Origin of the sequence: Paenibacillus sp. MMO-177, from assembly GCF_037147795.1 — a bacterium.
In the GTDB taxonomy this organism is placed as follows: domain Bacteria; phylum Bacillota; class Bacilli; order Paenibacillales; family Paenibacillaceae; genus Pristimantibacillus.
In genome coordinates this window covers 83,999-106,969 of sequence record NZ_JBBCUR010000015.1, presented here as the reverse complement: position 1 = coordinate 106,969, position 22,971 = coordinate 83,999, and the positions used below count along the sequence as shown (strand labels likewise).

16 protein-coding genes are annotated in these 22,971 nt (G+C 51.7%); 11 read left to right on the top strand and 5 right to left on the bottom strand.

What is annotated here, in order from left to right; all coding sequences use genetic code 11:
* Positions 1–462 precede the first annotated feature (462 nt).
* From WFK81_RS28615 to WFK81_RS28605, 3 genes are all read right to left on the bottom strand, one after another.
* Positions 463–2,064: a sensor domain-containing diguanylate cyclase gene (locus tag WFK81_RS28615; protein WP_336790638.1), complete on the bottom strand. Its 1,602-nt coding sequence runs from the start codon at positions 2,062–2,064 to the stop codon at positions 463–465.
* 184 nt (positions 2,065–2,248) lie between these two features.
* A complete protein-coding gene (locus WFK81_RS28610) occupies positions 2,249–3,082 on the bottom strand; it encodes a carbohydrate ABC transporter permease (RefSeq protein ID WP_336790637.1) in 834 nt (277 codons plus the stop codon).
* Positions 3,082–3,972 carry a carbohydrate ABC transporter permease gene (locus WFK81_RS28605; RefSeq protein WP_336790635.1) on the bottom strand — a complete coding sequence of 297 codons (891 nt, stop codon included), beginning with the start codon at positions 3,970–3,972 and terminating at the stop codon, positions 3,082–3,084. The genes WFK81_RS28610 and WFK81_RS28605 overlap by 1 nt, the downstream gene beginning before the upstream one ends.
* A 192-nt stretch (positions 3,973–4,164) precedes the next feature.
* On the opposite strand from WFK81_RS28605, the gene WFK81_RS28600 reads away from it, so the two are divergent.
* The 4 genes from WFK81_RS28600 to WFK81_RS28585 all read left to right on the top strand — a co-directional run bounded on the left by WFK81_RS28600 (position 4,165) and on the right by WFK81_RS28585 (position 11,711).
* The gene (locus WFK81_RS28600; RefSeq protein WP_336790633.1) at positions 4,165–6,015 is read left to right on the top strand and encodes a sensor histidine kinase; all 1,851 of its coding nucleotides are present in this window, start codon (positions 4,165–4,167) and stop codon (positions 6,013–6,015) included.
* Entirely contained in the window at positions 6,008–7,642 is a 1,635-nt protein-coding gene (locus WFK81_RS28595; protein WP_336790632.1) for a response regulator, read from the top strand. Before WFK81_RS28600 ends, WFK81_RS28595 begins: the two co-directional genes overlap by 8 nt.
* Positions 7,643–7,816: 174 nt before the next feature.
* Entirely contained in the window at positions 7,817–9,133 is a 1,317-nt protein-coding gene (locus WFK81_RS28590; RefSeq protein ID WP_336790630.1) for a sugar ABC transporter substrate-binding protein, read from the top strand.
* Between the two features lie 460 nt (positions 9,134–9,593).
* On the top strand, positions 9,594–11,711 hold the full coding sequence (locus tag WFK81_RS28585; RefSeq protein ID WP_336790629.1) for a glycoside hydrolase family 36 protein: 2,118 nt from the start codon (positions 9,594–9,596) through the stop codon (positions 11,709–11,711).
* A 1,078-nt stretch (positions 11,712–12,789) separates the two neighbouring features.
* Here WFK81_RS28585 and WFK81_RS28580 read toward each other — a convergent pair.
* Both WFK81_RS28580 and ytxJ read right to left on the bottom strand, forming a co-directional pair.
* Positions 12,790–13,473: a hypothetical protein gene (locus WFK81_RS28580; protein ID WP_336790627.1), complete on the bottom strand. Its 684-nt coding sequence runs from the start codon at positions 13,471–13,473 to the stop codon at positions 12,790–12,792.
* Between the two features lie 728 nt (positions 13,474–14,201).
* Positions 14,202–14,543: a bacillithiol system redox-active protein YtxJ gene (gene ytxJ / locus WFK81_RS28575; RefSeq protein WP_336790625.1), complete on the bottom strand. Its 342-nt coding sequence runs from the start codon at positions 14,541–14,543 to the stop codon at positions 14,202–14,204.
* Between the two features lie 192 nt (positions 14,544–14,735).
* Here ytxJ and WFK81_RS28570 point away from each other — a divergent pair, with 192 nt between their 5' ends.
* From WFK81_RS28570 to WFK81_RS28540, 7 genes are all read left to right on the top strand, one after another.
* Positions 14,736–15,842 carry an ABC transporter ATP-binding protein gene (locus WFK81_RS28570; protein WP_248760743.1) on the top strand — a complete coding sequence of 369 codons (1,107 nt, stop codon included), beginning with the start codon at positions 14,736–14,738 and terminating at the stop codon, positions 15,840–15,842.
* A complete protein-coding gene (locus tag WFK81_RS28565) occupies positions 15,832–16,656 on the top strand; it encodes an ABC transporter permease (RefSeq protein WP_336790623.1) in 825 nt (274 codons plus the stop codon). Before WFK81_RS28570 ends, WFK81_RS28565 begins: the two co-directional genes overlap by 11 nt.
* A complete protein-coding gene (locus WFK81_RS28560) occupies positions 16,634–17,437 on the top strand; it encodes an ABC transporter permease (RefSeq protein WP_336790621.1) in 804 nt (267 codons plus the stop codon). Before WFK81_RS28565 ends, WFK81_RS28560 begins: the two co-directional genes overlap by 23 nt.
* Entirely contained in the window at positions 17,434–18,504 is a 1,071-nt protein-coding gene (locus tag WFK81_RS28555) for an ABC transporter substrate-binding protein (protein ID WP_336790620.1), read from the top strand. Before WFK81_RS28560 ends, WFK81_RS28555 begins: the two co-directional genes overlap by 4 nt.
* Positions 18,505–19,030: 526 nt before the next feature.
* On the top strand, positions 19,031–21,166 hold the full coding sequence (locus tag WFK81_RS28550) for an S-layer homology domain-containing protein (RefSeq protein WP_336790618.1): 2,136 nt from the start codon (positions 19,031–19,033) through the stop codon (positions 21,164–21,166).
* Positions 21,167–21,331: 165 nt separating this feature from the next.
* Entirely contained in the window at positions 21,332–22,096 is a 765-nt protein-coding gene (locus WFK81_RS28545) for a YveK family protein (RefSeq protein WP_336790617.1), read from the top strand.
* On the top strand, positions 22,077–22,769 hold the full coding sequence (locus WFK81_RS28540; protein ID WP_336790615.1) for a CpsD/CapB family tyrosine-protein kinase: 693 nt from the start codon (positions 22,077–22,079) through the stop codon (positions 22,767–22,769). Before WFK81_RS28545 ends, WFK81_RS28540 begins: the two co-directional genes overlap by 20 nt.
* Positions 22,770–22,971 lie beyond the last annotated feature (202 nt).

Here is a 22,971-nt window from a genome sequence, read left to right as displayed (position 1 = left end):
GGGGCGCCAGGGCCGAAGTGGGCTGTGGCAGCCGAATAAGAGGAAAAAACCGAGTTACAGCTGGGGCGCCAGGGCCGAAGTGGGCTGTGGCAGCCGAATAAGAGGAAAAAACCGAGTTACAGAGGGGTGGCCGAGCCGAAGTGGGGCTGGAGCAGCCGAATAAGAGGAAAAAACCGAGTTACAGGTGGGTGGACGAGCTGAAGTGGGGCTGGAGCAGCCGAATAAGAGGAAAAAACCGAGTTGCAACGGGGTGGACGAGTATAAGTGGGGCTGGAGTAGCTAAATAAGAGGAAAAAAGCGAGTTACAGCGGGGTGGCCGAGCCGAAGTGGGGCTGGAACAACCAAATAGCAGGCAAAAAGCCTGCTACAGAAAGTGAGCGGCTCAGCCGCTGCCCGCCCTCTGCCCGCTCCGGCCGCAGACGAACAAAAAAAGCTGCCCACCCGGAGGTGGACAGCTTCAACTTATATGCGCGTCATAGCCATCAGGCTGCTGTAGGCGACGGTGCGGTTGCGGCCGTCGCGCTTGGCCTGGTAGAGCGCCTGGTCGGCGTATTTGAACAGGTCGACGACTTCGTCCGCTGCATCGGGGAAGGTCGCCACTCCAAGCGACATCGTTACCGATTCGCCGATTGGAGTGACGGACTGCCCGATCCGGAGACGGATCCGCTCCGCAACCAGGACAGCCTCTGCCTCGGTGGCATGAGGCAGCAGCATGGTAAATTCCTCGCCGCCAAACCGGCAGCAGTAATCGTCGGGACCCTTCTCGCTGACCATGATGCCTGCCACAAACTTCAGCACCTCATCGCCCATTTGATGGCCATGCCGGTCGTTGACATTCTTGAAATGGTCGAGGTCCATAATAATGACCGAGAACGGCGTGCCCTGCTGCTTCCATAAGCTTGTGATCGCCCCCATAGTCCGGCGGTTCGTCAGGCCGGTAAGCGCATCGGTGTTCGCTTCGGCATGCAGCTCTTCCTTCTGCGCGCGCAGCTTGTTGAAGGCAACCGCTACCGTATCGACGAGCTGATTCGCTTCATAGTTCCAGCTGACATCCGCCTGAAGCGGCTTCAGCGTCTCGTCTCCGCCGGAGAGGCGGGAGGCGTAAGTAGCCAGCCGGTTAAGCGGATGGGCCAGCTTGCGGGACAGCCAGAACGAGAGGAGAACGAGCAGCAGAACGAACGGTGCCGAGAACTTCACCATCTCGCGGATGACATTTGCCGAGGTATTCGTAATATGGTCCTGCGGCGTCTGCGATACGATGCCCCAGCCCGCGGCCGGGACTGGCGCGAAGCCCGCGAGGAAATTCTGTCCCCGCGTGTTAATGACTTGCTCTGCGCCGGATAGTCCTTTCATCAGCTTCTGAACAACCGGATTGCTGCTCACATTTTCCGAGATGCGGTCTTTTTCCGGGTGATAGATCAGGTTGCCGGCGGAATCTACGACATAGAAGTAGGAACCGCTTGTGGTGCTTGCCTGAACGCCTAGAATATCGCGGAAAATATTCGCCTGCTGCAGGTAGATCGACCCGCCGACAAAACCTTTGTAATTGCCGTCGCGATCGAAGATCGGCGAGCTTACCATAACGATCATGCGGTTCGTTATGGCATGGAACGGCTTCGAAATATACGGCTTCTTCAGCCGGAGCGATTCCGTTGTCGCTTCCGAGGTCGGCTTGCTGCCAATTAGTTTCAGGTTGTTCGGCGAAGTGGAGACAATAACGCCATTCTTGTTCACAATGGTCAGCGAATTAAAATAAGGGCTTGTCCCCATAAAGAAATCAAGCTGGGATAAGACATTCTCATCGCTCAGCTCGACGTCCGAGAAATAATTCGCGGTCACTTCGAGACTTTTTTGCATGGAGATGACAAGCGACTGCGTGGTTTTGCTTAAGTTCAGCGCCGCAACGCCGTTCATTTCGATTGTATTATGGAAGAGCGATTTTCGCTCGGTCGTATAACCGATAACGGTGCTGATGAAGATGGTAATCAGAACAGAAAGAATAACGACGAATGAAAAAATAGAGGACAGCTTAAAGCCTTTGCGCGGCCGGATCTTGTAGACCATAGATGGTAAGCAATGCTCCTTTCCAATTCTTACTAAACGCTAAACGCTAAACGATAGTGTATCACTTTTTGTCGAAAGATACGAGATATGATAAATGTTCGACAAACAATCCGCAGGAAGAAAAAATGCCCATCCGGCCCACCGCATTCAAGGATGCGGAAGGAGCGGATGGGCATTAACGCCATTAACCTTTAACGGCGCCGGCTACAACGCCTTTAACGATATATTTTTGCAGGAAGATAAACACGATGATCGAAGGCAGAACGGCCATAACCATAGCGGTCATTGCATACTGCCAGTCCGACGTGTATTGGCCAACGAAGGTGTAAGCCGCAAGCGTCAGAGTCTTCGTATCCGGCGAGCCGTTAACCATAAGGAGCGGCAGCAGGAAGTCGTTCCAGATCCACATCACGTCGATAATGACGATGGTTGTCGTTACCGATTTGAGCAGCGGGAAGATGACGCTGAAGAAGAGCCGGAAGCCGGAAGCGCCGTCGATCGTTGCGCTCTCGTCGATTTCTTTCGGGATCCCTTTTACAAAGCCATGATAGATGAACACGGCCAGCGGTGCGCCGAAGCCCCAGTACAGAAGGCCAAGTCCCCAAGTGCTCTCGGTAATGTGGAGATTCTTGGATAATTGAAGAACGGTAAGCATGATCGATTGGAACGGAATCAGCATCGGCATAATGCAGAGCATGTAGATGAGGCCGCTCCATCTCGATTTGGTACGCGCCAGCTTATAAGCCGCGATCGAGGAAACAAGGATAATCCCTACGAGACCAAGACCGGTAATCACGAAGTTGTTCAGGAACAGCTTCGGATAGTTGATAAAGGACCAGACATGCGAGTAGTTGCCGAACGACAGCTTGGTCGGCAGGGCGATGACGTCTTTCATCACCTCGCCAAAGCTTTTGAACGAGTTGATGATGGCCAGGAACAATGGATACAGGAACAACAGAGACAGAAGGACCATCACCACTTCGAGAATGATGCGTCCGGCTTTTGATTGACGGTTCATTATGCCTCAACCTCCCTGCGTTTGAAGAACGTCAATTGAATAATCGTTACGATAAGCACGGCAACGAACAGGATCAGCGCTTTGGCCGTACCATAGCCGTACAGGTTGTTCTGGAATGTGTCGCGGTAGATGTCGTAAGCGATACTGTAAGTCGTACCGCCGGGACCGCCGCCCGTGAGCGACAGGATAACGTCGAATACTTTGATCGAGTTCGTCAGGGCCATAAAGACCGAGATCGTAATCGATGGTGCCAGAAGCGGCAGCGTTACGCTGAAGAAGCGGCGGATTGGACCGGCTCCGTCAACCGTAGCGGCTTCCTTCAGATCATCCGGTACGGATTGCAGACCGGCGATGTAAATAACCAGATAGAAGCCGATCGACTGCCAGATGGATACGAACAGGATAGAGATAAAGGCTAGTCCCGGTTCACCCAGCCAGCTAAGCTTGAAGATGCCCCAGCCCGTGCTTGCGCCAAGCGATTCGAAGCCTTGCATAAAGATGAATTTCCAGATGAAGCCGACGATAACAAGGCTCAGGATGTACGGAATGAAGAAGGCCGCACGCAGCCAGGTTGTCGATTTGAGCTTCATGTCGAGCACAAGCGCAAGCAAGATCGCAAAAACATTGATAAGTACGATGTATAGAACCGCGTATTTAATCGTGAACCATGCCGATTGGGTAAAGTTCGTGTCATGCAGGAAAATTTGCTTGAAGTTATCAAGTCCGATAAATTTAGGATGCTTGGAGATCCCGTTCCATTTGGTCAGGGAATAGCGGATCGTCATCGCGAACGGGATATAGAAAGCAATCGCGATACAGATGAGAACCGGCAGCGTGAACAGTCCGAATTCGACTTTCTCGCTTACTTTTCTCCCCATTTTCTTAAACATATTTGCACCTCTTCTCGATGTCGTCAGTTGTCGCCTAGTATGTCTTGTTGTCGTTAGCCGACTATACATCAGTACCTTATTCGATATACTGTGTATTATAAATGCGCCTTAAGGCAGCCAAAATGGATATATGAAATCTGTTAGGGGTAAAAAGGTGAACTGTACGGTAGACACCGTGAGCATGGGGAGTGGATGGCAATCGTAAATCGTATCGCAAAAAGCTGGAGCGCCTTGACCGAGCGCGTATCCAGCCGATTGGTGAACAAGCTTATTTTGCTTTTTACGACAATCATTATTCTGGTTGTGGGGTCTCTGACCTTCATCTCTTACAAGATGCTGCAGCGGGAAGCGCTGAATAACAGCATCGCCAGCACGTCGAACAATTTGCTTCTCGTCAACAAGAATCTGGAGGGGTACCTTGCGGGAATGGAGCAGCTGTCGCTGCCGCAAATTAATTACGATGAACTGGCTTTCGCCATCACGCATGCGTCCTCGGATTATGCATCCAAAATGTACGTGGAGGACTATCTCCGGGGCATGTATTTTTCCCGCAGCAATGAGGATCTGGAAGCTATTTATTTGTATTTTGTCGCGAGCGGCACGTACTACACGATTGCCAAGGAGAACTTCGATATCAAGATCCGGTCGGGTCAGGCGGATAATATTCCGTCGATGTCGTGGTACAAGCAGGCGATGGACAGCGGGAAGAATCAGGCGTATCAGTCCTTCCTTCTGTCGAACGAAGAACGGGGCTACGAGATGGACCCGAGCCGGAGCTTTATGGCGTATCACCGGGTGCTTCGCTCGATTTCGACACGCGCGCCGCTGGCGGTAGTGTCCTTCTATTACAACAAGAGTACGATCAACAAAATCATGAAGGACATTCCGGAGGACAAAGGACAGCATCTGCTCTTCTTAAGCCCGGACAATGTGCCGTTCGCGCTGGATAACAGGCCGTTCTACCAGTCGATGGAGGGCAGCGGTCTGTTGAAGCAGATTAAGATGGACGGAATAGGCGCAAACGGTCTGACCTGGACGTCGCCGGAGGATAATAAGTATCTGGTGGTCTATAACGTAGGCGCGCAGGAGGGCTGGAAATTAGTGAAGCCGATTCCTTATAAAGAGCTTTACGCGGCCGCGAAAACAACCCGTAACTTGAACTTTATGATCGGCCTGCTGTTCCTGTTGCTTGCCGTTGTGCTGATCACTTATTTCTCCAATGCGGTCACAAAGCCGCTCAAGCTGCTGTCGCAGCAGATGAAGCGTTTTAGTACCGGCGATTTCGAGGCTTCTACCGAGGTGGTCGGCCGTGATGAGCTGGCTTATCTGTCCCGTCAATTCAACCAGATGGTCAGCCAGACGAACGAGCTTATTAACGAGCGTTACAAGATGAAGCTGGTGGAGAAAAACGCGATCCTGAAGGCGCTCGAAGCGGAGATTAACCCGCATTTCCTCTATAACGCGCTGCAGGCCATCTCGACCAAGGCGCTTAAGGCGGAACGCTTCGATATCGCCGATATGGTCGATGCGCTGGCGCTTACGCTCAGATACTGCATCAGCGGCAAGGATATTGTCCGCGCGAGCGAGGAGCTGCTGCATATCGAGCGCTATATGTCGCTGCAGAAGGCGCGGTTCGGAGGCAGGCTGCAGCTGGTTATCGATTGGGATCAGGACCTGAAGGAGCTGGAGCTGCCGAAGCTGTCGCTTCAAACCTTAGTTGAAAATGCAATCAAGCACGGTGTCGAGATGGTCTCAAGCCCCGTCACGATTCGGATCAGCGCAAGGGCGGCCGGCGGACATGCCTTTATTATCGTCAGCGACAACGGACCGGGCTTTGCATCCGGCAGGCTGAAAGACGTGCTTCAATCGTTCGAGGCCGACTGGAGTGAACGAGCGGAAGAAGAGGGAAGCGTAGGGCTGGTTAACCTGAATACGCGGCTGAAGCTGCTGTACGGAACCAGCTCGCAGCTGGTGATCCGGACGAGTCCGTCAGGTACGGAAATGGAAATGCTAATACCGCGAGGAGGCGGGCAACATGTATAAAGTTCTTATTATCGACGACGAAGAACCGCTTCGCGAGGCCATTCGGATTCTGGGCGATTGGAAAGGGCTTGGCGTAAACGAGGTGCTGGAAGCCACGGACGGCAAGATGGGCCTTGAGATGATTGCCAATCATTCGGTTGATCTGGTGATGGTGGATATGAAAATGCCGGGGATGAGCGGCGCGGAGCTCCTGCAGGTGCTCGAACGCGACTACCCGGATTTGCCGGCTATCGTCATTAGCGGCTATAACGATTTTGAATATACCCGGCAGGCGATCCGCTCCAAGGTCGTCGACTATCTGCTTAAGCCGATTAACCGGCCGGACCTGAACGCCGCGCTGCGCAAGGCGGTAGATCTATTGGAAGCGCGCCGCGAACGGGAGAGCGAGTTCATTAACCGCAATATTACCCTCAATATGTCGCTGCCCAAGCTGAAGGAGAAAATGTATCTGTCGATCATCGACCGCAGCTTCCGCAGCCAGACGAACGAGGCGTTCCTTCCGCTGATCGGAGCGGATGATCCGGATAACCGGTTTGCCGCCGTTGTGCTTAGAATGCTCAATATGGAGAAGGTGCGCAAAGCCCGGTTCCATTCGGACGTGGACCTGCTTCATTTTGCCGTGGGGAATATGCTGAACGAGATTGCGGGCGAGTACTTCCAGGCGTTCAGCTTCGCCAGTCCCAAGATGGACCGCGAGCTTATCGTTATCTTGACGATGAAGGGAGCCTACCAGGAGGATATCGCGTACCGGTCGCTGCACCAAATGAACAAAGCGCTCTCCGCGCTGCAGGAGCTGCTTGGCATTGTGGCCGTGGCCGGGATTGGATCGCCATGCGAGAGTATTATGGAGATTGCCTCTTCCTACGAGACGGCCAAGGCGGCCATTAACGGAATTGATCTGCTGAAGCTGAAAGGGTACTTTGTGGCCAATACGGTGGCGAAATCCACGAACGAAGGCTATCCGGTCACGGGGCGGATTCAGATGTTCCGGGCTGCGCTGGAATCCGGCAATACGGCAGGCGCGAAGTCGATCCTCTCGGAAGAGCTGCGCAAATGGGGCGGCGCGGATTTGTTTACCCTCGGTGATGCCGATCAATCGCTGGCCCGGTTTATTATTATGATGAACGATCTCGCGCTTGATCTTGGCGTGCCGAGAGAAAAGCTGCCTTTAATGGAAGAGCATCCGGTTCGCTTCATGGGCTTGTCCGATGATTTTGCGAGCTATGAACAGTTCAGCAAGCTGCTGGAAGACGCGCTTCATTACTATCTGGAACAGATCCGCCTGACGCAGTCCGCGAATCGTCCCTTCGAGATCGGAGACATTAAAGCCTACATCGACAACCGGTATTACGAGGACATTAAAATATCGATGTTCGCCGATAAATATTTTTTAAGCAGGGAATACATAATGAAGCTGTTCAAGCAGCAGTTCGGATGCGGGATCCACGAGTACGTGCAGCGTATTCGAATGGACAAGGCAAAGGAGCTCCTTGATGATCCAAGCCTGAAGATCCAGGATATTTCCGAGATGCTCGGCTACAAGGACAAGAACTATTTCAGCAAAGCATTCCGGAATTATTTTTCCATTTCGCCGACGGAGTATCGAACCGCTCGCAAGGAAGGATAAAAAGTGAACTCGGGCAACACTCCGCTTTTTTACCCTTAACTAGTCACTTATGTGCATTTTTATCCCGTTCCGTATTCATTATGATAAACGTGTGCATAAGGTCAGCGATAGAGCAGCCCGCCAAAAAGACGGGAAGTCAGAATGCTGGCAACTATGAGAAATGGGGGCGTTACAATGTTCAAAAGAATTGCTTCGGTGTCGCTCAGCCTTGCGCTGGTCGGCGGCATGCTCGCTGCTTGCGGCGGCAACAACGGCAACGATACAGCTAATAACGGTGGCACGGCAGCGGGTAATGGCGCAGCTTCGGACAAACCGGTAACGATTAACATGTTCACAGCTTCTCCGGAGTACACGGATGCGTTCAACGCATACATCGCCGAGTACAAAAAAGTGAAGCCAAACGTAACGATTAACCTTGAAATTATGCAAGCCGATTACAATACAGTGTTGAAATCCAAAATCGCTTCGGGCAGCACGCCTGATGTATTCCAAACTACGGCCGGCGGCGACATCGATACGTTCGCGGAGTACAGCGCGGATCTGACAAACGAGCCGCTTGCGGCTGCGATGACAGACGGCGTTAAAGCAAACATGACTTCTTCGGACGGCAAAGTATTGGGTCTGCCGGTTAAAGGCAACCTGATGACGCTGATCTACAACAAGAAGCTTCTGACGGATGCGGGCATCGCTGAGCCTCCTAAGACAATCGCAGAGCTGAACGACGATATCGCGAAGCTTGAAGCAAAGAAAATCACGCCATTCGCCAACGCTTATAAAGAGTGGTGGGTATGGAAGCACATTTTCCAACACTATGTAAACGCAGCTGCTGAAGATGCGGGTATCGCACCAAAAGAACTGGTACAACAATTCATCGACGGCAAAACAACGTTCAACGATCATCCGGTTCTGAAGGACAACTTCTTCAATTTCATCGACCTGACGGTTAAGCATGGCACAGACAAGCCGCTTGAGCGCGACAGCAACGCGGAAGTAAGCGACTTTGCACAAGGCAAAGCAGCGTTCATGACGGGTAAAGGCGCATGGGATGAGGAAGCCATCAAGAAAATCAGCCCGGACATCCAAATCGGCATCGCCGGCTACCCTGTAAGCGACAAGCCTGAGCAGGCGCAAATCGTTACAGGCGCAGACCAAGCGCTTCGCATCAACAAAGATTCCAAAGTGGCTCGCGAAGCAATCGACTTTTTCAACTGGCTGTACACTTCGGATTACGGCAAACAATGGTTCTCCAACGTAGCGAAGGTTATTCCTCCAATCAAGGACGCTCCGCTTCCTGACCTGGATATGCCTAAGCAAATGGAAGAGATCCTGAAAACACAAAAATCCGGCGACCTGTCGGTTAACTACTCGCTCGATACGTTCCATCAGAAATTCGGCGAAATCATGCAGGCTTACATCGGCGGCAGCAAAACCAAAGATCAAGCAATCAAAGAAATTCAGACTGCATGGCAGCAATTCGGGTCGGCCGAATAAGCTACTTTAACAAGGGGGCTGTCCCAGAAGCCAATGGCTAATGGGACGGCCTTTTTACATCGATAAAACCTATTGTAGACGCGGCCCTTCATTTTCGAGAGGCATCGATAGAGGTCAAGTAGGGGGCGCCATTTGCGGGGCGAAACGGGTTGATGAGGCATGCGATGCCCGTTGGGGGCAGGTCCACCTGCGGAGCTAGCGGGTTGATGAAGCGCGCGATGCCCGTTGGGAGTGCGCCCCACCTGCGGGGACGTAACGAAACTAGGTAACGTTATTTGGGCCTTTTGAGCGGATTTGTGAGTGTAACGAAACTAGGTAATGTTATTTGGCCTATTTTTGCAGAATGAGCATGGTTTGATGGTATATAGCGTGTCTGAGTTTCGTTAGATTTGAAAAAACAGCAAATTTAGCGAAATAAGAATATGAGGTTTCGTTAGAATCGGAAAGGCGGTAATAGGGGATGGAGAAACTGGCTACGGCAGCGGGAATCAACAAGGTAGAAGAGAATGGCCTGCATTTGGTGTATGAGGTGCGGGAGAACGGCGATGTGCTGCTGCTTCATTTTGGCGCGTTGCCTTGGGCGGAAGAGTCGATTGGGGCGAAGCAAAAAGAAGGCTTCCGCCTGATGGAGCTGCAATTAACCGGCGAGGATCGGGCAGAATATCACGGCCGTACGCACCGCGCTTCGCAGCCGGGTCTGCGGATGGTGTATGACGGATTGTCCGACACCCGTAATGAGTTCGGACGGAAGCTGGTTCTGGGGCTGAAGGATCCGGTTACCGGCGTATCCGCTCTGTGGAATGTTCAGTTCTATAACGGCGCTCAGGTTGCGCGTTGCTGGACGGAGCTTGTGAACGGAGGCAGTGAGGAAGTTGGCGTAGAGTACGTATCTTCCTTCGCGTTGACCGGTTTTGATAAAGACGGCCAAGGTGACCGCGATGACAAAGTAACGTTGACCCTTGCGCATAACGCATGGCAAAGCGAGCTGCAATGGGGGACGTATACGCTGCCCGAGCTCGGCATGTCGCATCTGATCGACCGCGGCTCGAAGCGTCTGGCGTTCAGCAACACCGGTTCTTGGTCGGCGGCTGAGCTTATTCCGATGGCGATTATGTCGAATACGGCTTCGGGTGAAAGCTTGTTCTGGCAGATCGAGCACAACGGCTCTTGGCATTGGGAGCTGACCGACCAGGTGGACCGACTGACGCTGCTAATCAGCGGACCAACCGAGCATGACAATCACTGGTGGCTGAAGCTGGCTCCGGGCAAGACATTCGTATCGGTGCCGGTTGCGATTGGCGCGGTAGAGGGCGGAGTTGAGGAAGCGGCTGAACAGCTGACCGTGTACCGCCGCCGGATTCGCCGCGAGAATGACGATAACAAGCTGCTTCGCGTTATCTTTAATGATTACATGAACTGCCTCTGGGGTTCGCCGACGACCGAAAAGCTGCTTCCGCTCATTGATGCGGCAGCGGATGTAGGCTGCGAATACTTCTGTATCGATGCGGGCTGGTACGCACCGGGCGAATGGTGGGATGGCGTAGGCCAGTGGCTGCCTTCGGAGGAGCGCTTCCCGGAAGGAATCAAATACGTGCTTGATTATATTCGCAGCAAAGGGATGATTCCTGGCTTATGGCTTGAGCTTGAAGTTATGGGCATCAATTCACCGAAGTTGGCAGATACCGATGACAGCTGGTTCTTCATGCGTCACGGGAAGCGGGTAAAGGATCGCAGCCGCTACCAGCTGGATTACCGTAATCCGGCTGTTATTGCCCATGCGGATGAGGTGATCCGCCGCTTGGTTGAGGATTATGGCGTAGGCTACATCAAGATGGACTACAACATCAATGCGGGTATCGGTACGGAGACGGATGCGGACAGCCCTGGTGACGGTCTGCTCCAGCATAACCGTGCTTACCTGGCTTGGCTGGACGGCGTGTTTGCGCGTTATCCGGAGCTTGTTATCGAGAACTGCTCCAGCGGCGGCATGCGGATGGACTATTCGATGCTTAGTCGTTACAGCATTCAATCGACCAGCGATCAGGAGGACTACGTGAAATACGCTTCCATCGCAGCGGGTGCACCTGCCGTGCTGACGCCGGAGCAGGCGGCCGTCTGGTCTTATCCGCTTCGTGAAGGCGATGACGAGGAGGTTATCTTTAACATGGTTAACGCGCTGCTGCTTCGCGTTCACCAATCCGGCCATCTGGCCGAGCTGAGCCCGCGCCGCCGCGAGCTGGTGAAGGAAGCGCTCGATTACTACAAAACAATCCGCGGCGATATCCGCGAAGCGCTGCCGGTATGGCCGCTTGGCCTGCCGGCGCATGGCGACGACTGGCTGTCGCTTGGCTTGCGGCGCGGCGACAAGCTTTACCTCGCCGTATGGCGCATTGGCGGCGAGTCGAGCGAACTCGCTTTGCCGCTGCCGGAGCTTAGCGGCAAGCAGCTTGCAGCGCGCTGCGCGTACCCGGCAGCCGCGAGCGACACCGGCTGCAGCTGGGACGCCGCTGCAGCCGAGCTGCGCGTGACGCTGCCAAGCCCGCGCACCGCGCGCTTGTTCGAGCTGACACTGGGCTAAGCGCCAGCGCTTTTACTGGCAAAGTTAAGGCCACGGGCTATCCCGTGGCCTTTTGCTCGTGCAATAACTAGTTAGTTGAATTGACGCCATCCGCCTAAGCAGCACGTTGTGCATCGGAGTAGTGCGTGTCCACCAAGTAGCTTAGAAGACCGCCGTTGTCCGCCTTCGTTGCACGAAATGCAGTATAAAGGCGCATCGCAGCCCAGTAATCCGATATATCCTGCACGGAATGCAGGATATCGAAGTAAAACATGCCCCGATAAGCACAAATTGGGGCTATATCCTGCATTCTATGCAGGATAACTCGCTCAGTTAGCCTGAAATGGGGCAATATGCTGCATTTCGGTCAGCATATCCAAAAGGCTAGCGCTCTTTGGGATGAGGGAAAGAGGTTGAAGTGCCGCCGCCACCGTCCACCTACGCTGCACATCGTGCAACAAATGGTGGGTATGCGCCCAGCAGCTGGTTAGTTGAAGTGACGCTGCCGTCAGATTACGTTGCACGAAATGCAGTATAAAGGCGCATCGCAACCCAGTAATCCGATATATCCTGCACGGAGTGCAGGATATCGAAGTAAAACATGCCCCGATAGGCACAAATCGGGGTTATATCCTGCATTCTATGCAGGATAACTCGCTCAGCTAGCCCGAAATGGGGCAATATGCTGCATTTCGGTCAGCATATCCAAAAGGCTAGCGCTCTTTGGGATGAGGGAAAGAGGTTGAAGTACCGCCGCCACCGTCCGTCTACGCTGCACATCGTGCAACATAGGGTGGGTATGCGCCCAGCAGCTGGTTAGTTGAAGTGACGCTGCCGTCAGATTACGTTGCACGAAATGCATCATAAGGGCACAACGCAGCCCAGTAACCCGAAATATCCTGCACGGAATGCAGGATATCGAAGTAAAACATGCCCTGATAGGCACAAATCGGGGCTATATCCTGCATTCTATGCAGGATAACTCGCTCAGCTAGCCCGAAATGGGGCAATATGCTGCATTTCGGTCAGCATATCCCAATAGGGCAGCGCTCTTGGGGATGGGGGGAGACTTGCTTCAGGAGACGAGGAATCGGTGCGGTTACAGATGCTCAATAGCCCGGTCGTTCAGCTCATAATATCGAGTCTGGACGCCACGCACGGTCGGCTTCAGCATTCCTTTTGCGGATAGCGACTGCAGCCTTTTGCGTGCGGTGCGGAAGCTGATTCGGAAATGATCGGATACATCCTTGGGACCGACACGTCCTCCCGTGTGAAAAGCAAACCGAAGAACGTCTCTCTCAGCCGATGGGATTAATAGGCTCCCTGCGTTGTGCCGGCCTCGAATCATCTGCGTACCGAGAACATGCTTCAGCAGCATGATGCATATCTCCGGACGGTTCTGCACATCGTCGAAGGAGAAATGAATCATCTTCCACCCCATCCCCGTGAGGAATGTATCTCGATTTAAGGAGTAGCTGAATTTCTCGCGGTCCATATCTTTCACATGGCTTTGGAAGCCGTCGCACTCGATAGCAAACATGCCTTGCGGGGGTAAATAAGCGAAGTCTATGAATTGCGATTTGCGATTCCAATCATAAACCTCATATTCGGGATGCAAATGCTCGAAACTGCCAAATAGCGGCCACCACACGTTCTGCAGGAACAGCTTCTCCGCGAAGTTATGCCCTCTGGCTAATCTCCCCCTCCGCTCCCCCGTTCTTCCCTCCATATGAGTCTCAATAAACCGCCGATGCGCTTCCTCATACTCATCGTTAACCGTCATATACCTAACCTCCCCGAAAAATAAAAAAGAACGCCCCAATGCTGCCAATAATGGCTTGGGACGTTCTTCGTCTGAAGCTTAGTGTAGCATAGCTTTTTTGGTAATAACAGTCTCATCCTGTGGCTTACAGGATATACTGCCCGAAATGCAGTATATAAGCCCATTCCAGGCATGCTGGGGGAGTTATCCTGCACAGAATGCAGGATATAGCCTCAATTTTCACTTGTCGGGGCTGTTTTTCCCCGATATCCTGCATTTCCTGCAGGATATTCCGGGTTACTGGGCTTTCTAGCACCTTTATGGTGCATTTCGTGCAACGTAGGCGGAGGGCTGTAGCAGCACTCAACTAACTAGCTACTAGGCGGTTACCCGCCGTATGATGCATTTTAGGCGGAGGGCTGTAGCAGCACTCAACTAACTAGCTACTAGGCGGTTACCCGCCGTATAATGCATTTCGTGCAACGTAGGTGGAGGGCGGTAGCAGCACTCAACTAACTAGCTGTTAGGCGGTTACCTCCGTATGTGCATTTCTTGCAACGTAGGCGGAGGGCTGCTCCACCGCCCACGAAATGTGACCGAGCACCAAGTGCCGCGATGGCACTACGCGCCGGAAGGCATGCGAGGTGCGGTGTTTAGAACCAACCAATTATAGCCAACCTAATAAAAAACAGCAGTGCAATCCCCCGGAGGGGATCCGCACTGCTGCAGGCTTACACTTACAACGAATCTTAGTCCAATACCGCCGTAATATGCTCTTTGGTAATCGCCCAGTGGGACGCGGACCATACTTTCGCCTTTTTGTCCAAATAGATGATTTGCGGCGATTCGTGCTTCACCGCTGTGTCTTCCGCAATTTGCAACGAGACAGGGCGGGACTCGATGACCTTAACGAGTACATAATCAGCATCCTCGCGCGGGTTGCCGTTCAAATATTCATTGAACTCGCGGTACGCGTTGGCGCTTACCGGGCAAGTCGTGCTGTGTTTGAAAATAACGGTTGGACGGCCGCTCGAAGCCTCGAACGTTTCGTTCCAGCCTTCCATAGAATCAATCTCGCGATATTGTGCCATAGGGCCACACACTCCTTATAAGTAAATAGTTTTTTGAAAGAGAGAAGACTTATTCTTGTATTATATCCCCCCAAGGACAAAAAGTCATGCGCGCACACGCAAGCTTCATGTATAATCAAATGCTGAAAGCAATCGTTAGGAACCTAAACCATTAACTATGTTTACCTCCGGGTATGAAGGAGTGCAGCCATCATGTCGGATCAAACGATCATCCGATTCGAGCAAGTGACGAAGCAATACGACGATCAGACGACCGTCTTAAGCGAAGTCAGCTTCGAGATTGAAAGAGGCAAGTTCTATACGCTGCTCGGCCCGTCGGGCTGCGGCAAAACAACGATCCTTCGGCTGATCGCCGGGTTCATCGAACCGTCCAAGGGTCAGATTTATTTTAACGGCAAGGTCATTAACCGGATTCCGCCGAACGAACGCCAAGTGAACACCGTATTCCAGGACTACGCGCTGTTCCCTCATCTTAATGTGTTCGAAAATGTCGCCTTTGGCCTTCGCATCAAGAAGCTGAAGAACGCGGCCATCACGGCCAAGGTAAAAGAAGCGCTCCGCTTCGTCAACCTGGAAGGCTACGAGACGCGCAATATAAGCGAAATGTCCGGCGGCCAGCGCCAGCGCGTGGCGATTGCCCGCGCGATCGTGAACGAGCCGGAGGTTATTCTGCTGGACGAGCCTCTCTCCGCGCTGGACCTGAAGCTCCGCACCGAGATGCAGTACGAGCTTCGCGAGCTGCAGCGGCGACTTGGCATTACGTTTATCTTCGTCACGCATGACCAGGAAGAAGCGCTGGCGATGTCCGACGAGATTTTTGTCCTGAACCAGGGCAAGATCGAGCAATCAGGCACGCCAAACGATATTTACGATGAGCCGATTAACCGGTTCGTGGCCGATTTTATCGGGGAATCCAACATTGTCGCCGGCCGCATGAAGCAGGACTTCGAGGTCGAGTTCGCCGGCCGTACGTTTGAATGCGTCGACCAAGGTCTTAATCCGAACGAGCCGGTCGAGATCGTCATTCGCCCGGAGGACCTCGAAATTACGACAACGGAGCAAGGCAAGCTGCAGGTGCGCGTCGACTCTCAGTTGTTCCGCGGCGTTCACTACGAGATCTCCTGCTACGATGAAGCGGGCAACGAATGGCTCGTCCACTCTACGAAAAAAGCAGCCGTAGGCGAGCAAATCGGCTTGTACTTTGATCCGGAAGCGATTCACGTCATGCGCTTCGGCGAGACGGAGGAAGAATTCGATAAGCGTCTGGATGCGTACAGCGAGGGTCACGATGAGAACTAATACGCGCAACTTTTATCTCATTCCGTATCTTCTGTGGATCGCGCTGTTCGTTATTACGCCAATCGTGCTGGTCGTGTACTACTCCTTCTTCGACGTAGAGGGGAACTTCACGTTCGGCAATTACGAGAAGTTTTTCACGCCGGTCTATATGCGTATGACGTTGAGCTCGTTCTGGTACGCTTTTCTGATTACGGCGTTCTCGCTGCTTGTCGCTTATCCGGCTGCCTACTTGCTGACGAGAACCAAGCACAAGCAACTGTGGCTGCTGCTGATCATCCTGCCAAGCTGGATCAACCTGCTGCTCAAGGCTTATGCTTTTCTAGGCCTCTTCGGCACATACGGCGCGGTTAACGGCATGCTCAAATTCATTGGCATCGGTACGCAGCAGATTCTGTTCACCGATTTCAGCTTTATTTTTGTATCGGTCTATATCTTTATCCCGTTTATGATCCTGCCGATCTTCAACTCCCTGGAGGAGCTTAATCCTTCGCTTGTGTTCGCGGCACGGGATCTTGGGGCATCGCCTTGGACGGCGTTCCGCCGGGTTATTTTCCCGCTGACGCTAAGCGGCGTGAAGTCCGGCTGTCAGGCCGTCTTTATCCCCGCGCTGTCGCTCTTTATGATTACGCGGCTTATCGCGGGCAACCGGGTTATTACGCTTGGTACGGCGATTGAGCAGCATTTTCTCGTTACCCAGGACTGGGGCATGGGCGCTACGATCGCGGTGTTCCTCATTATCGCGATGGCGGTTATTATGCTGTTAACGGGCAGCAGAAAGAGAGGGCTGCAGAATGAAAACCGCAAAGCTGTCTAATGTGTACCTGATCGCCGTATTTATCATTTTGTACGCGCCGATCTTCTATCTGATCTTCTATTCGTTCAACAGCGGCGGAGCGATGCGCAACTTCGAAGGCTTCACCCTAGAGTGGTACCAGGAAGTGTTCGCGGACACGCGGCTCCTTATTATCGTACTGAACACGTTTGTTATCGCGCTGCTGTCGTCGGCCATCTCGGTTCTGTTCGGCATTGCAGGCGCGCTTGCCATTCATTATGTAAGAAGACGCCAGCCGAAGAATGCGCTGCTGTCGCTTAACAACGTGCTGATCGTCAGCCCGGATGTCATCATCGGCGCCTCATTCTTAATCATGTTTACCATTATCGGCATTAAGCTTGGCTTTGTGTCCGTTCTGCTGTCGCATATCGCCTTCAGCGTGCCGATTGTCGTTATTATGATTCTGCCGAGGCTGCAGGAGATGAGCTCCACGCTGATCGACGCGGCCCGCGACCTTGGGGCAAGCAGCTGGCATGTGCTGACGCGCGTTATTATTCCGTTTATCAAGCCGGGCATCTTTGCCGGATTCTTTATGGCGTTAACGTACTCGCTGGACGACTTCGCGGTGACCTTCTTCGTAACGGGTAACGGCTTCTCCACCTTATCGGTTGAGATCTACTCGCGGGCCCGCCAAGGGATTGCGCTCTCTATCAATGCGCTGTCGACTCTGATCTTCCTGTTTACGATACTGCTGGTTATCGGCTACTACTTCATCAATCAGCGGAATAACCGGACTTCGGCGCGATCGGAGGGACGGGGATGAAATCTTTAGTTCAGACGTTTATCGCCGTGCTGGTCGTTTCCTTCGGACTGATGTACCTGACCTCTTACCTCAATTCGAGTGAGGGCTACACGGGCAAGGATACGCTTACGATCTACAATTGGGGCGATTACATCGATCCGGAGCTGCTGGATGAATTCCAGAAGGAGACTGGCATCAAGGTGATTTACCAGACCTTCGACTCGAACGAAGCGATGATGACGAAGATTGAGCAGGGAGGCACGACGTTCGACGTCAGCATCCCTTCGGAATACGCGATTGACAAGATGAAGGAAGAAAATCTTCTCATTCCGCTTGACAAGAGCAAGCTGCCGAATCTGAAGTACATCGATCCAAGCTTCCTTAACCTGAGCTTTGATCCGGATAACAAATACTCGATTCCTTACTTCTGGGGAACGGTTGGGATTGTCTACAATCCCGATCTGACCGATCTTAAGTTCCATAGCTGGAACGACCTGTGGGATCCAAGCCTAAAAAATCAGATTCTGCTGCTCGACGGCGCGCGCGAGGTCATCGGGATGGGTCTGAACAGCCTTCACTATTCGCTGAACGATACGAATGAAGAGCATCTGCAGGCGGCGAAGGCGAAGCTTGGCACGCTCACTCCGAACGTAAAGGCGATTGTGGGTGACGAGATCAAGCTGCTGCTCGCGAACGAAGAGGCGGCGGTTGGGCTTGTATGGTCCGGCGACGCATCGGAGATTATGAGCGAGAACGAGAAGCTCGACTACGTCGTGCCGGAGGAAGGCTCGAACCTGTGGTTCGATAATATGGTCATTCCGAAGACGGCGAAGAACATCGAAGGCGCGCACAAGTTCATCAACTTCATGCTGGATCCGAAGCATGCGGCGCAGAATGCCGAGTATGTCGGTTACTCTACGCCTAACGCCAAGGCGCTTGAATATTTGCCGGAGGAAATCTCGGGCGACAAACGCTTCTACCCGGATAAAGAACTGACGGAAAAGCTTGAAGTCTATAAGAATCTCGGCAAAAAAATGCTCGTACACTATAACGAATTATTTCTAGAATTCAAGATGCATCGCAAGTAAAATTTTACATTTATTGGCATAGCCGTGCTAACGGCCGACCAGAGTCTCTTATTTGTGACAGAATAGGACCTCTGCCGGCGGCTGGCATGGCTTTTATTTTGTCATCTAACAGAAGGAAATTTAATTTCCAGCATTAAATATCGACTGAAAACGCTATCAAAGCAGGAATTTGTCCCGAAAAAATAGTCCGATATGATTATTTTTTGTCGAATACTAGGAAATATTGCGAAAGTGCTGATTCTCCAGTTCTATTCTGCTATAATGGGCTTCAAGTATTTTCCTAGGTACATTTTAACAATAGACAGTAGATAGGCACAGATTTCCCGCAGATACGTATGGCGGAATGGACCAAAATTGGCATCCAATTAACAGAAATGGATAACGAATTGGCAAATCAATTAGAGATAGAGCGCTCGCTCTAGTCGTTTTGTCGCGTTATTGTGTGTCTATAAATACCAATTTATGGTATAGAAAGTAGAAAAGTTACATACTGTCACACTATTAAACTACGAGGTGAATGTAAGAAATGACGATCAAAAAGAAGCTTATCGTATCCACAATCGCAGCAAGCATGGCGGCAACAGCATTCGCGGGAATTCCGCTGAGCAACAAAGGACTGGCTGAAAAACTAGGATTTAATAATACGGCTTACGCGGCAACATCGTCTACAGACCAGCTTATTGCCGAAGCTAACAAATGGCATGATGCTCTAGCTGCAACTAATGGGCTGGAGAAAGTAAAAGCATTACGCGATGTGATCAAAGGCTTGTCGAATTCCGATGTGGCAACTATTATCGCACCAATTACAGACGGCATTAATAGCAAGTACACTTTGTCTGTTGATGAGAAGGCTGCAGTAGAAGCTTTATATCTTAAAGTGCTTGGTTTTACATACACAGCGGACTTTTCTTATTTCGATGGTATTCAAGCAACACCGGGATTTGATGTATTACGTACACTTGCTGGAGAAGCTAGTGTTTCCAATCTGACCGTTGAAGATCTGGCTGCTTACGTGCTTAAAGTGAAAACAAATCTATTTGCCAGCCTGGATGCCCTTTCGGTCTCGCAAGTTCAAGCACTTGCCTCCAACCCGTTGGATGTAGTGACGCTTGTTAAGAATGCTATTCAAGCCGTACCGAACGATGGTACTGCAAGTAAAATCAAGCAAGTATTCAATTATTACGGCATTGATTCGACTGTATTGACGACAGCTGCCGGAAATCTTGTTGTTAAGGTAACTGCCGTAAAAGCTAACGCAATTCCTGATGCAGTAAAAGCTGTTATTGACGCTTATCTGAGCACTCGTAGTACTACTAACCCTGGCACCGGCGGTGGCGTAGTCGGCGGCGGAGATGAGACTGGTACTGTCGCAATTCCGAAAGATGTTACGGACTTCATTAACAGCATCAAGGACAAACTCAAGAATGCATCGGACGCTGAGAAAGCGGCTATTATCGCAGAAGCGGTTAAACAAGCAACTGCCCTTGTAAATAAGTTGTCGACAATTGATCTGTCCAGCAACATTAAAGTATCGAACGGTCAAGCATCCGTTCAAGTAAGCGGTTCGTCCGTATTGTCCGCTATCGCGGGTATCGGCGAAATCCTTAAGAACGTGAAAGCACTGGCTCCTGGCGTTACTGTTCCAGCTGTAATCTTGAATCTTAACTTGGGCAATGTTGCGCAAGACAACGTGAAGATTGGCCTCGACAATGCGGTTATCCAAGAAGCAATCAAAGCAGGTCTTGGCGGCATCAACCTGACCGTTAACGGCCTGAGCGCAACGCTTCCGGTTGGCGGACAATTCAACGGCGCAGTTGACTTCAACATCAACAAGTCGAAGGCTGATTCCTCGACAACCGGCGGATTGAAAGCAGCTTCCGATGTATACAGCTTCGACCTGACAATCGGCGGCAAATCGGTAACTTCCTTCGAGCAGCCTGTTACGGTAACGATTCCGCTAGGTAACGTAGACGGCGTAGACAAAGAACTCCTGTCGCTCGCGAAGATCGTTGACGGCAAGCTTGTGTTCCAAGGCGGTACGGTTCAAGGCAACACAATCGTTGAACACCGCGATACGTTCTCCCAATATGTTGTTGTTGAGAACAAAGTAAGCTTCACAGACATCGCTTCCGTTCAATCGTGGGCTGGACGTGCAATTGAAGTAATCGCAGCGAAAGGTGCAATCGAAGGCAAAAAAGCCGGTGTATTTGCTCCAAAAGATAACGTAACTCGTGCAGAGTTCGCGAAAATGCTGACTCGTGCTCTTGATATCGATAACAGCTCTGCAAAAGAAAATTTTGCGGACGTGAAGGATACAGACTGGTCTGCTCCTTACATCGGTGCAGCAGCTAAGCTTGGCATTATCCAAGGCCGTTCGGCTACAAAGTTCGATCCTAACGCGCAAATCACTCGCGCAGAGATGGCGACGATGATTGCTCGTGCATTGAAAGTAACAAAAGGTGCTCAAGACGTAACGGACGTGACTGCAGCATTGGCAAGCTTCAAGGATGCTAGCTCGATCAGCGCTTCCCTGAAAGCTGGCGTAGCTTTCGCTTCCAAGAACGGCATCGTAATCGGCAACAACGGCAAGTTCTCGCCGAACGCATCGGCTACACGCGCTGAAGCAGCGGTAATGATCTACCGTGCAGTAAACTTTAAGTAATCTATAGGACTCAAGACCTTCCTCTCAGATGCAGCAGTTGGGAGGAAGGTATTTTTTCGCAAAATTATAGTAAAAGTTGGTTTATTTACAATAATTGTCTACAATCTTTAGGACTAACGTATTACAATCATCATAGGCAACTAGGCAATCAGGAGGAGGCTAATAGTGTCCGAGGAACTAGATTTAAGAGAGTACTTCCTTATTGTGAGGAAGAGATTGTTGCTTATCGTTATTTTTGTACTGGTATGTACCGTGGCAGCGGGTGTATACACCAAGGTTTTCAGGGATCCCATCTATGAGGCATCAACCAAGATCGTGGTGAACCGCACCAATGAGTCGCTAGCCGTGGGAGCACTGGACATTAACGCCATTAACTCCAACATCAAGATGATCGAAACCTATAAAGAAGTCATTAAGACGCCTGCTATTCTTGGCAAGGTTGCAGAGAAGTACCCGCAGTTGGGCCTATCTGTGAAGGAACTGACGAAGATGATTAAAGTCAGCTCTGTGAACGATACACAGGTTATGACACTAGCGGTACAGGATGTATCGTACCAACAGGCCGCCAAGGTTGTTAATGCAATTTCCCTTGTGTTCCAACAAGAGATTCCACACATCTTCCAGGTCGAGAACGTATCCATTCTGAACGAAGCGCCGCTGGATGACCAGCCTGCACCGGTATCGCCGAATGTGACGCTGAACATCATCATCGCTTTTGTAGTGTCGCTTATGATTGCGGTGGGCATTGCCTTCTTGCTGGAGTATATGGACGACACGATTAAGACGGAAGCCGATGTCGAGCGTTATCTGGGTCAGCCAACTCTGGCTATGGTCGCAAGGGTAGAGGCTAGCGAATTCCAGACCGGATCGTCCCGGGCAGAGAACAGACAGAAGGCAGGAGGGCTAGAGAATGTCACAATCGGAAAGTAAACGCCGCCTGATTACCGTCGTCAATCCGCGTTCACCGGTATCGGAGACGTACCGAACGCTTCGGACAAATATCGAATTTGCTGCGATTGATTCTGCGATGCAAGTCATCATGGTATCGTCAGCAGGTCCGGGTGAAGGGAAGTCCACAACCATCGCTAATCTGGCCGTAGCGTTTAGCCAATCCGACCGCAAGGTTGTTCTGATTGATGCCGACATGAGGAAGCCAACTGCACATAAGACGTTCCAGATTTCCAACCGTTTTGGACTGTCATCGGTCATCTCGCAGCAAAGCACTTTGCAAGAGGTCATTCAATCGACCGATGTTCCGAACCTGGACGTCATTACAGCTGGGCCCATTCCTCCGAATCCAGCAGAGATGCTCGCGTCGAAACGAATGACGGCTTTGCTGGATGAGCTTCGCACGATGTACGACATTGTCCTTGTGGATACGCCGCCGCTTCTTGCGGTAACGGATGCGCAGATTGCGGCTACGAAGAGCGACGGGGTTGTCCTTGTTGTCGATCAAGGCCGGGTGAAGCGCCAGTTCGCGCAGAAGGCGATTCAGAATCTGCAGAATGTCAATGCCCGCATTCTTGGCGTTGTGCTCAACAACGTGAAGCGCCGTTCGAATGAAGAGGCTTACTACTATTATTATAGTGCTGACGTGAAGTAGGGAGAGCGGCTACAACCACCGCTCAAGGTAAAGTCTGCTGCACCTTTATCACTGCAGGCACTCGGTCACGCTGTGGGTTTATTAGTAAACCTTAGGCATTATTGCCAATGGTGTGATGTGAGGATGGGTTAAATGCCCCAATTAAATAACTAAATGTTCGAGCTATGTTTTTCTGCTGAAGGAAGACATAGCTCGTATATTT